This window comes from Paraburkholderia phenoliruptrix (assembly GCF_019511605.1).
GTDB classification, from domain to species: domain Bacteria; phylum Pseudomonadota; class Gammaproteobacteria; order Burkholderiales; family Burkholderiaceae; genus Paraburkholderia; species Paraburkholderia phenoliruptrix_A.
On the sequence record NZ_JAEUAV010000017.1, the window covers coordinates 131,260 to 142,088 of the forward strand.

Annotated in this window: 12 protein-coding genes, 1 tRNA gene and 1 pseudogene; 3 read left to right on the plus strand and 11 right to left on the minus strand. The window is 57.5% G+C overall.

All coding sequences use genetic code 11. The annotated features are described in order from the left end of the window. The first annotated feature begins 270 nt into the window (after positions 1 to 270). On the plus strand, positions 271 to 1,284 hold the full coding sequence (locus JNB89_RS20895) for a D-2-hydroxyacid dehydrogenase family protein (RefSeq protein ID WP_135892476.1): 1,014 nt from the start codon (positions 271 to 273) through the stop codon (positions 1,282 to 1,284). A 32-nt stretch (positions 1,285 to 1,316) separates the two neighbouring features. Here the strand turns inward: JNB89_RS20895 and JNB89_RS20900 are convergent, their stop codons facing one another. Both JNB89_RS20900 and JNB89_RS20905 read right to left on the minus strand, forming a co-directional pair. Next, entirely contained in the window at positions 1,317 to 2,180 is an 864-nt protein-coding gene (locus JNB89_RS20900; protein WP_135892477.1) for a patatin-like phospholipase family protein, read from the minus strand. Positions 2,181 to 2,226: 46 nt separating this feature from the next. Further along, a complete protein-coding gene (locus JNB89_RS20905; protein ID WP_135892478.1) occupies positions 2,227 to 2,631 on the minus strand; it encodes a PaaI family thioesterase in 405 nt (134 codons plus the stop codon). 198 nt (positions 2,632 to 2,829) lie between these two features. Here JNB89_RS20905 and JNB89_RS20910 point away from each other — a divergent pair. Continuing rightward, a tRNA-Lys gene (locus JNB89_RS20910) sits at positions 2,830 to 2,905 on the plus strand. Between the two features lie 70 nt (positions 2,906 to 2,975). Here JNB89_RS20910 and JNB89_RS20915 read toward each other — a convergent pair. The 4 genes from JNB89_RS20915 to JNB89_RS20930 all read right to left on the minus strand — a co-directional run bounded on the left by JNB89_RS20915 (position 2,976) and on the right by JNB89_RS20930 (position 5,638). Then, a complete protein-coding gene (locus JNB89_RS20915; protein ID WP_220363465.1) occupies positions 2,976 to 3,635 on the minus strand; it encodes a DUF6680 family protein in 660 nt (219 codons plus the stop codon). Positions 3,636 to 3,715: 80 nt separating this feature from the next. Then, positions 3,716 to 4,183 (minus strand): hypothetical protein, encoded by a 468-nt coding sequence (locus JNB89_RS20920; RefSeq protein WP_220363466.1) that lies wholly within the window; start codon positions 4,181 to 4,183, stop codon positions 3,716 to 3,718. 16 nt (positions 4,184 to 4,199) lie between these two features. Then, the gene (locus JNB89_RS20925; protein WP_220363467.1) at positions 4,200 to 5,321 is read right to left on the minus strand and encodes a HigA family addiction module antitoxin; all 1,122 of its coding nucleotides are present in this window, start codon (positions 5,319 to 5,321) and stop codon (positions 4,200 to 4,202) included. Between the two features lie 20 nt (positions 5,322 to 5,341). Next, complete coding sequence (locus JNB89_RS20930; protein WP_220363468.1) at positions 5,342 to 5,638, minus strand: type II toxin-antitoxin system RelE/ParE family toxin; 297 nt, start codon at positions 5,636 to 5,638, stop codon at positions 5,342 to 5,344. Positions 5,639 to 5,882: 244 nt separating this feature from the next. Here JNB89_RS20930 and JNB89_RS20935 point away from each other — a divergent pair, with 244 nt between their 5' ends. After that, entirely contained in the window at positions 5,883 to 6,794 is a 912-nt protein-coding gene (locus tag JNB89_RS20935; protein WP_220363469.1) for a hypothetical protein, read from the plus strand. Between the two features lies 1 nt (position 6,795). Here the strand turns inward: JNB89_RS20935 and JNB89_RS20940 are convergent, their stop codons facing one another. The 5 genes and pseudogenes from JNB89_RS20940 to JNB89_RS20960 form a co-directional block, all read right to left on the minus strand. Next, a complete protein-coding gene (locus tag JNB89_RS20940) occupies positions 6,796 to 7,803 on the minus strand; it encodes a tyrosine-type recombinase/integrase (protein ID WP_346656217.1) in 1,008 nt (335 codons plus the stop codon). Positions 7,804 to 7,876: 73 nt separating this feature from the next. Next, complete coding sequence (locus JNB89_RS20945) at positions 7,877 to 8,086, minus strand: DUF4224 domain-containing protein (RefSeq protein ID WP_220363471.1); 210 nt, start codon at positions 8,084 to 8,086, stop codon at positions 7,877 to 7,879. A gap of 10 nt (positions 8,087 to 8,096) precedes the next feature. Beyond that, positions 8,097 to 8,876, minus strand: a complete 780-nt coding sequence (locus tag JNB89_RS20950) for a rolling circle replication-associated protein (protein WP_220363472.1) — start codon at positions 8,874 to 8,876, stop codon at positions 8,097 to 8,099. Between the two features lie 378 nt (positions 8,877 to 9,254). Then, positions 9,255 to 10,649 (minus strand): type II secretion system protein GspD, encoded by a 1,395-nt coding sequence (locus JNB89_RS20955; RefSeq protein ID WP_220363473.1) that lies wholly within the window; start codon positions 10,647 to 10,649, stop codon positions 9,255 to 9,257. Further along, positions 10,646 to 10,829 (minus strand): annotated as a pseudogene (locus JNB89_RS20960) (zonular occludens toxin domain-containing protein); the annotation flags it as partial. The pseudogene JNB89_RS20960 and the gene JNB89_RS20955, both read right to left, overlap by 4 nt.

The following is a 10,829-nucleotide window of genomic DNA, read 5'->3' on the forward strand; positions in this document are numbered from 1 at the left end:
ATTGCGCAGGTCATCACGGGCTTCAACACAGTTTGTCCGGTCAAGGCCCACGGGACGGGCGTCTGCAACCGTCTGTAAAGCGGCTTGCCTCAACACGCAACAAACTGTTAAAAACGATGTCAATCGGCCGTGCCGTAGCGCTGTCGTTCTACGCGGCAGTTTCTACGGTAAGGCATTCAGCCAGACCGGCATGTGACCTGGGTCACATGATGGGACAGTCAGCATAACACTCCGTTCCGCACCGTCATGGTGCGGCGCAAGATACATACCATGAAGATTGCCATCCTCGACGACTATCAGGACGCCGTACGCAAACTCGACTGCTTTCAACTGCTCGCCGACCACGAAGTCAAAGTTTTCAACAACACCGTCCGGGGACTCGGTCAGCTGGCAAGCCGTCTTTCGGAAGTCGACGCACTCGTTCTGATTCGGGAACGCACTCGTATCAGCTCGCAACTCCTCGATAAACTGCCGCGTTTGCGCATGATCAGTCAGACCGGCAAAGTGTCCAACCATATCGATCTGGCTGCCTGTACCGAACGCGGCATCGCCGTGCTGGAAGGCAGCGGTTCGCCCATCGCGCCGGCCGAGCTCACGTGGGCTCTCATCATGGCGGCGCAGCGGCGCATTCCGCAATACGTAGCGAACCTTAAGCAGGGAGCCTGGCAGCAGTCGGGGCTCAAGACGTCCGCGTTGCCGCCCAACTTCGGTCTCGGCCAGGTATTGCGCGGCCAGACGCTCGGTGTGTGGGGCTATGGCAAGATCGGGCGGCTCGTGGCCGGCTACGGCAAAGCCTTTGGCATGAACGTGCTGATCTGGGGGCGCGAGCATTCGCGCGAAGCCGCTCGCGAAGACGGCTACGGCGTGGCGGAAAGCCGCGAAGCGTTGTTCGAGCAGAGCGACGTGCTGTCGCTGCATCTTCGTCTGCATGACGACACGCGCGGCATCGTCAAGCAGGAAGATCTGATGCGCATGAAGCCGACCGCATTGCTCGTGAATACGAGCCGCGCCGAGTTGCTCGACGAAAACGCGCTGGTCAACGCGCTGTCGCACAATCGCCCGGGCATGGTCGCCATCGACGTGTATGAAAGCGAGCCGATTCTGCAAGGCTACAGCCTGCTGCGCATGGAGAACGTGATCTGCACGCCGCACATCGGCTATGTGGAACGCGAGAGCTATGAGCTGTACTTCAGCGCCGCGTTCAAAAATATTCTCGCTTTCGACGCCGGCGACACTGCGAGCGTGGCGAACCCCGAAGCATTGCAGGGCGGACGCCGCCGCTGAATGTGAAACATCCGCGTGCCGGGCGTCGAACTTCAGGCGGCGAATTCCAGCAGATCGGGCATGCGTTCGAGGAAGGTCTCGCCATCCACGCGGCCCAGGTTGTAGGCATGCACCATCTGCGAGGGGCTCGTGTAGTCCCAGCTCGAGATCGGCACTTTGCGCGACGGCTGTACATAAAGTCGTTGCTGCACGCCGTGCGGCACGACGAACATCTGCGGCCGCGGATAAAGACGCGTGACCATGACGAGCACGTTGCCGGGCGCGTCGGCGTCCAGCGCGCCGACCGGGACGTTGTCGACCATGCCGCCGTCGAGCACCGGCCGCCCATTGCGCCGCAGGACCGGTGTGAAAGGCGGCGTGCTCGACGATTGCAGGATCAGATCGGCGAGATCCTCAACGGTCGCACAATCCTGTGCGCGCACGAATTCCGGATGAAAGCCGAGCGTTTGGCCGAGCGTGGGGTGCAACGTCTTGCGCACGTATTTTTCGATGTTGTACGCGATGAGCCCCGCGGCCACCGCGCTGCGCGCACCGAGCCAGCGCGGCAGATGCGACACGCCAATGCGGATTTCGGGCGCCTCGGCAAGCGCGGAAAACCTCTCGCCGTAGATGTCGAGCAGCGCCTGGCGATAGATGCGGTAGTGCGGAAACACCGACTGGCCGCGCAGCAGATTGCCCCAATACGCGTTGCGCGAGTTGTGACGCAGCGCGTCTTCGTAATAGCGCATGACCCATGCGGAATCGCGCGTGTAGAGCATGCACGCGGTTGCCGCGCCCGCCGATATGCCGGTGATCACGCGGGGACGAATGCGCAACTCCGGCTGCACCACGTCCCAGAAACCCGCCTGCCACCAGCAGCGATTGCCGCCGCCGGCGAATACGACCTGATCGAACATCCTGTTTTGTCCTTGGTGGCTTGTCTTGTGCCCGGAGGCGGCGAGCTTATTCGAGCAACGCGTAAGTCGTAGTCGCGTGGACGGCCATGTTGCCGGTCTCGTCGAACAGTTCCACTTCGCCAAATACGAGATTGCGACCAAGGCGAAGCACGCGCGCCGTGACCAGCACATCGCCTTTGCGCACCGCGCGCATGAAGCTGATGTTCAGCGACACCGTGGTCATCGGCTTGAAGCCGCCGAGCGCGGCCGAAATGGCGACGATCATCGCCGTGTCGGCGACGGCCATGAACACCTGACCGCAGATCACGCCGCCCGAATGGCGCAGGGCGCCTGCAAACGGCAGACGCAGCGTCGCGCTTTCTGCGTCCGCCTTGACCGGAGTCAGCGCAAGTTCACGGACCCATGGCGCGAGGACGCGCTCGAGCAGTTCGGTAGTCTCTTTTTCGTCCATGGCCGTTTCCGTCGAAAGCCGCGCGGAACATGAGCGGCAAGTGTCCGCGACATGATACCGGGACGCCGCCCGTAACGTCTTTTTCGAGGCCCGGCTTTCGTTGAGGAACGACTCGAGCGTGATCTAGCGCTTTTTTAAGAAATCTGCGAAAGGGGGCTTGGCAAGGCGGAAAACATGCTGCATAATTTCGCTTCTGTTGGGGCGTTAGCTCAGTTGGTAGAGCAGCGGACTCTTAATCCGTAGGTCGAGTGTTCGAGTCACTCACGCCCCACCAAAGAATTCAAAGGGTTAGCTTCGGCTAACCCTTTTTCTTTGCTTCGCAAAAAGTGCTTTGCTCCGCAAACTCATCCCGCACCGGCTGTAGACTTGGCATCGACACCCGCTGAGTCGAGCTTGACAGAAACCGCCTGCTCACCCGCCAACACCTTTTTAACGGCCTCGCGGATTATGTTTTGGTCATCAAACACTGAGTCCGGCACGATTGGGGCCACAGGCAACGGCATCTTTCCCGACAGAACCCGCGCCATACCCCGGCGGATCGCCTCCTCATCACTAACCCGATCGCCCAGACTCACTGGAAAATAGTGCTGCGTCTTCACATCCAACGCAGGGAACTCGAACCCAAGATGCTCGCCGACCAGTCGGAGCAACGCAATGTCCAACTCTAAGCGCCGAGATTCCCATTCCTTCGCACGGTCTTTCCACTCGTCCGACGACGCCGAGTCGAAATGATGCAGCAGTTCGCGCCACGCTTCGTTGATCTTCTTCAGCGGGCCTTTGTCACCGTAAAACGCGATCGGGATGCTGTTCAGCGCCTCCACTCGCACAGGCGACAGCGACGTTGCGCGGTTCGCCATCAGGATATGAAAAGCACGCTCCTGCAACCCACGCTTCGCTTTTAGATCGTCGACCTTACGTTGCGCGCGGACGGCGAAAACCGGACCAAAAAACGTCGCAAACACTATAGCGAGATCAGTCAATCTCACAGAGAAATCGAAGCCCATACGGCCCCCATCGCGAACGGCAGGATTCGGACAAGCCGCGCCGGCCGGTCCGAACCCATCTTGTCATGTCGACGCGAACGTCACGCAGCGCGCTTCGCCAACTCAAGTTCTTCCAAGTCAAGCGTGAAGTCAAAAACGATTTGGATGGGCTCGGTCGGCTTCCGGTTTTCGTTATAGCTGTCTCCGTCCGCCTTCAACTGCTTGCAATCGCCCAAAATTTGAACTCGTCGTTGCTGCAATGCCAGCTTCATGTGTTCATGCGATGCGGTACGAATGTCGTCCCAAAGCACGAATTGCTCCGAGCCTTGTCCATACGTCGCCGCATGCTTGGTGCGAACCCGTCGTCCCTGCGGATCAGTCACGTGCTCATCGCGCATCGCACGCGCAAGATGGTCAGCACATTGACTCACGACCGCGGAGGGCTGGGGCTTCCATTTCCCTTGGTCCACCGCCCACTGCGCTATGTCACGCGTCGACGCCGGCCACTTCTTGCCTGCCGCCTGATACTCACGGACAAGCTCCTGCATGTGTTCGCTATAGGTTGCCATCTTGGACTCCCCCTCTTCAAAGGTCGGCAGGTAAGACACTGCCGAAACCATCTGTTAACGCAGGTCCAACTATGTACTCCCGGACCTTTTCCAAATATTTACGGTGAAACTGCCAAGGCACCAGCCGACGATTCTGCAACTGGCCCACAACAATCCCGGGATGCACCCTCAGTCTCTTCGCGAACCCGAGGATTTTTTGATCCGTGAACAGCGGGTGTACTCTCGCGATGAACCCATCTAACTCATTCTTTGGGATTGAAAATTCAGCCGCTGCATCGTTAGCCCGCTTCTCGATTACTGGAAGCTCAACTTCATCATTGGACAGCATGTCTATCTCGACAATGGGCGCAGATTGGCCCTCGCCATGAGCGATATGATCGAGCTCATGCAGCAACGTGTGCCAGAAATTATCAACTCGGTCGAATCGCAGCGACAGCGCAATAACAGGCGCGTCTTTTGCCAACCAAAAGCAAGCACCATCGATCTTGGAGCCCGGCAATGCCTCCACGACGACCAAGCGGATACCCGCTCGGGCAAGCAAAACCGGAACATTTCGTACGCTGTCGACAAACTCCAAGCACTCTCGCAACTCTTGCATCACGCCCGAGAGTTTTGATTGCGTGAATTTCTCAGCCGAAACCGCGCGAGCAATCTTCCCGGCACGGATCAACCAGGCGACTTGCTGAATCGAAACGTCTTCATACGACGTTTTACGAGCAGCATGGGGAAAGGCAGGTCTCTCGTCTAAGGACGCCGTACCGAAATAGTTCAAAAACTGCGTTTCAAGGAGGTCTAGGCTATTTGACGCCTCCACCCACCCCCGCTTAATCATCTCTCGTACTGGGAATAGGTTATAGAGCTTGGCGCGTCTAGATATTGTGTTCGGCTCGCTTTTGACCTTGGACAGCTGATATTGGCTCTCTAAATTCATCCAGAACTCGGCACCCGTACCAAGCGCCTCCCCAAGCGCCACAGCTGTCTCCGGCGTAATAGCCCGCTTTCCCGCCATAACCTCGCTAACAACACGGGAGGGACGCCCCATGATCTCAGCAAGCTCGACTTGGGACCATCCCCGGGCCTCCAATTCTTCCCTCAAGAATTCGCCGGGCGGAAACACCTCAGCAACGTTCTTCGACATGATAGCCTCAGCAATTAAACCTAATGGTAGTCTTCAATTCCGATCACAACGACGATCTTCCCCGACGGTCGCTTCTTGAACTCCAAGATCAAACGCCACTGATCATTCAGCCTCATCGAGTACTGCCCAGCACGATCGCCTTTCAGTTTTTCGAAATGTAGTGACTTGAGCGCATAGAAGGTTCGCTCGTCATCTGCGGCGCCAATTGCCTGGATGCGCATCCTAAATTTGGTGATAACCGCGACCGAGTAACCGGCCGTGAATCCGCCATCGCACGCCAAACGCTCGAGGTCCGCGCTCCTGTATTCGATTTCCATACTATGTCTGATGCGCGTGGATCGAAATTACACGTTTACACTTTGTGTAAAGTGTACGATCATATAGCTGCCGACGCAAGCTTTTCCAGACACCTCTGTGCTACAGGACGCGGATGGAGACCGAAACCTCGCATCCTTAGCCGCTCATCAATGCTGCCCCGTTTTCCGCAGTGCAGCATGGATCAGTTCAAGGTGTCTTCGCGTCGTAATCCCGGACAACATCTCAAACCGGTGGGAGGCAGTTGTGCAAGAAGGCAGTCATCGTATTCCGTACGCTCGGTACCTCAAAGACTGGACGTACGGCAAAGACGCGGCGGAGCGGCTGAAAGCCGACGGCGAGCGCATCGAACCATCCGAGTACAGGTCCGAGATGGAAAACAAAATATTTTGTCCCGAGTGCACGACGCCGCTCAGTCGTGCGCCTAAAAATGCAGACATCTTCACAAACAGCCGGACAGCCCACTTCCGTCACAAACCAGCACATAGGCTCGTACCATGCGCACTGCGAACATCACGCGGCGCCGGACTGAACTACTCCTCTGAAGAGGAACTGCGGCAAGCCCTTCAAAACTCCGACCTGGCGATCATTAGCGGCTGGCAGAATATGCCGCCCGATCAAGCAATCGACGAAACCGACGCGGACGCAGTGTTCGATCAGACACAGATAATCGACCCTGACGGCCCGCCAACAGAAGTGCCTCTCGGTAGACATACGGGCGAGCGCTTCCTTTTACCCAGCAAGCTGTCGACGGTCTTGGCTATCTGTCGAAATTTCGACAAGAATCTTAATCGCGCTTTCTTCTTCCCCGATAGCCAATATCCCGTGCGCCTAATCGACAAGCTGTTCGATATTGCATTGGTGAACGACGAGCCACCGACGCAATCACATCTCTTTTTTGGCCGGATACGGACGTTGTCCCACCTCAGCTTTCGGGACAAGTTCACCCTCGTGTCTGATGAGGGTGTACAGGTCAAGATGTACGCGTGGCCGACCCACAACGACAGAAAACACATCACCAAAACCTCAGAAGGGCGAGTATTGCTGTTTTACGGTGAGCTTTATCGCGAAAACGACGGCATCCTTGCATGCAAAGTCGATGACTGGGGAGCGTACAGCCTGTTACCCGAAAAATACGAACACTGCCTACCCGACTGATTCAACGAGTCGGCTCAACCTTATCGCCTTTGCGCTCCCGAACGTAATGCTCGGTCATCGTCAGAGAACGATGACCGAGCTGCCGCTGCGCAGCACGAATGTCGCCCGATGACTCAGTTTTATCCGTTCCGGCCTTCGCCCGAAGATCACGAAACTGAAACAAATCCTTGTCCACGCGCGCTGCTAAACGTGCACGGTCAAATCGAAAACGAAGTGCATCGCGCATCAGACGGTCGCCTGCCTCGTTAACGACAAGGGCGTCACACTTTGAATTGCAACGCAGCTTGCGTTCACGAATTCGCTCGACTACGAGCGCCAGCTCCCCCGAGACTGTTATGCGCAACTTCTTCCCGCGCTTCCCCTGCTCGATCCAAAGTTCCCCGCCTCGTATATCGCTCTCTGCAAATCTCAACGTATCCGCAGGTCGCTGCCCCGTCAGATATGCCAGATCCATAGCGTCACGCGTCGGCTCGTCGGCCGCGCTCCAAACTCGTCTGAACACATCATCCTCAACGTATACGGTTCGACCAGCTTCCTTGTTACGCCGCACACCTACGCACGGATTCATAGCATCTGTGATTCCATGCTCCCGCGCGAAATTAAAGATATGCGAAAACAAGGCAATCTCGCGGTTAGCGCGAACATGACCAGGCCGAACCGGCACAGGCCGATTTCGATCAACGTACCATTGCCGGGCCAACTCGCCACGCCATGTTAAATACTGCTTTATATGCACTGGTTTGATCTCGGAAAGCTGCGCCGGCGGATCGTCAAAAAATTTGAACAGGTTCTCCATCTCAAGCAAATTGTCACGCTGAGTACGCCGGGATTTTGTCGGCACCACTTCGCGTACATAGCGCTCTGCTGCATATCGAAACGTAACAAGCTCTATGTGCCGATCCCTTCCCCGTGCCTCTAATTCTGCCCACTTCCTCACGGCCTCGACGAAATCGGCACCCAACGGAACCTCTCGACGTGGTGTGCCCCCGACATCAAGGTAGTAGTACACAGCACCGCTGCGCTGTTTTCTTGCGCGCATACCCGGGGGCAAACTTAAGTTTTTCCATGGTCGACGTCCCATATCAACCCGCCACCACGCGCGGTTGCCACGAAGCCCGACCAGCGCGTTCGTTCGTAACTGGCGCACGCCCCTCAACCGCCGCTCTCGTTACCACCGGCTGTCCCAAGGCGTTAACAAAAAACGGTACGCCCATTGAGCGCAGCGCAACGATTTGTTTCGCCTTCACCTTTCTGCCAGTAAGTTGTACTAATTCTTGTGTTGAAAGAAACATGGCGACGATCTCAATTTTCCCGAGTAGATAACCAAAAACACCCTAATTCCTGATTCCAGTAAGCCTGACAACGGTCCAACGTTGATCCGACTCGCAGCGCCGAATCGAAAACCAGCTTGATTGCCTCGACCGGGTTGTCGGCCAACAGGTGGGCAATTGCATGGTCTTCGGGAACAACAATCCCCCTACTCGTCCAATACCGCTTCTCATTGACGGCGTGTTCTGCAAAATCCTTCGTCATGTATTTGCACAGATACGACGCCAGCTTATGGCGCAGCCCCCTTTCTCGAAATGGATTGCGCACGTCAATATTTCCGTTGTCCTCCCCAACCACGCTTCGCCAGATCGCCCGGAGAACCCGATAGTTCTGACGACCTCTCACGGCCACATGGAGGTGCCAAGCGCCCCGCTTCTGACGCTCTGCGACGGCAACGTACTGAAAGTCCAACAACCGCCCAAGGCGACGCCGCATAGCGTCAAAATCCTTCTTGAGCCTCCCCTTGTCGGTCATATTTTCTCGATACGTCAGCGTGATCATCCGATCCGCCCCAATGGCCTTACAGCGCAGCCGAACCTGCTTTTTCGCACGCTTGGCCGCATCCATTTGGTTCTGTTCCGTGTTTTCTGACTCACCGCGCTTGGCCCGAGGCAAGGTACTTAAGCGTTGAGCCCCCATATAGCGATCAAATCGTGTGGCCGTAACCTCTACCTGCCCGTCGCCAAAGTTCCGTCCGCGAACCACCCACTCGCGGCGAAAAGCCGAAAAATTGCCTATACTCTCATCGTGCATTGCAACTGTCCTTGTAATGCTGTTGTTCAAAGCCTCGAACCGCTCCAACGGTCGGGGCTTTTTCTTTTCTGCGGTCTAACCGTTATGGCCGTGGCCGAGGTGGAAACTACATATTCCGTTAAGTGTCCCTGATATAAATCTAGGCGCGCTTCGCGCGCCGGGCTGTTCGAGCTTCGCTTCGACCTACCCGGCGCGCGCCGCAACGAAGCCGCTTTACTGACATCGGATCACCGGGATCCCTGCATCGCGTATCGGTTCGGCATGGGTTGCGCCGCCCTGCGGTCGACTCAACCCATGCTCGAGCGTAAGTCGGTGTAGCTGGCGTCAAGGCCAAGCCCTTCGGGTCGCTCGCGCGAGCCTTGACCCCAGCGCAACCGCCTACGACTTTGGCGGCCTAACTCGCTCGACCTGGAGTACCAGCAGAACTTCGGTGCGCCCCCGCGACGAACTATGGCCGTCAAGGAACTTCGGCAACCACCCGAGGCTGTTTCTCGTTGCGCTGTCGGTGTCCTGCTGCAAGCCGCCCAGCACGATCACCTCACCGTCTTTCACACTTACGGTCGTCTGCATCTGCCGTGTATTTTTCGTGGGTGAGTTGTTCACGCCCGTCGTGGTCGTAACAAAGCTAGACATCTGCTCTTGCAACTGCACCTGTATCGCATCGGCCATCACGGTCGGCTGCACATCGAAAATCAGCCCGGCATCCTGATACTGCACGGACTGGATCGGCGTCCCGCTGACGCCCTGATAGCTGATGCTTCCCAGCGTCGGCACCTGCGACCCGACATTCAGCCGGACGCTGGTCCCTGACAGCACTCGCGCATGCGGATCGCTGACCTGCTTGAAACGCGTGTCAGCGTTCAACGCCGAGATTGCGAAGTTCAAGTAATTGCTCGAGAACCGCAGCGCCGTCGCATCCTGATCTGTCGGACCATTCGACGCCGACACCTGACCACCAATCCCGTTAAGCACCTTGGCCGCAATAGAAAAGGCGGAATTCTGATCGTTCGAGGTGTTGACCTCATATACCCATCCTCGGACCACAACCTCGCCAGCGGCTCGGTCCAGCTCAGGTAACAGCCGTTTCACGTCTTCGATTTCAGACGGGCTCCCGCTAAATACAAGGTCGTCAGCCGCCGACACGCCCGAACGTGGCGACAACGGCGCTGGGGTAGCAGCCGACGTCGCAGAGGCGCCCGCAGCGGCCTCAACCATGTCCGTCGGCACCAATCCCGTAGCCGGCACCGACGACGCCGTCATACGCCCCGAAAACAGCGGCTGCACCACTTGGGCAAGATAGTCTGCTGTGCGATAACGCGGGTGATACACGAATGTCTGATGCTCAGGCTGTTTGACGTCTCCAGCAGGCTTCTTCCACACAAAGTCCACGCCATCACGCGTTTCGACCCGGAACCCTTGCGAATCGAGGAACACTTTCACAAACGAATGCAGGTCACCCGATTTTCCGTCGTACTGGAACGACACCAGCCGCGTGTCCTGCAGAACATCCGAGCTGATCACATGCGGCACGTGCATGGCATCGCCATACAACAAATCGACCAGCTGGCCCACGTTGACAAATCGCAGATCGAATGCCCCGCCCTTCATTCGCGGCAACGGCTTTAGCGGAACAGCCGCCATCGGCTCCGACACTAGCCCCGGCACCCCGACACCCGACGCCAAGGGCAGCGTAGGAATCGGCGGCACCGACTCCGCCGCAAACACGGACCACGACAACAGTGCCCCGCACACCGCCCCAATGACCCGCTTCATTTGCTTCCTCCAATGGCCTTGTCGTTACCCGCCTGCCCCGTCCACACCGCCACTCGCTCGCCATCCACTGTGCCCGTCACGCCGAGCGTTTCGCCCTTGAAATCTTCTGCCGACTCTCGCCGAAAATGCCCGGTCGAATCAGCCAGAAGCACATAGCCCCGCCCGTCGATCGCATACCGC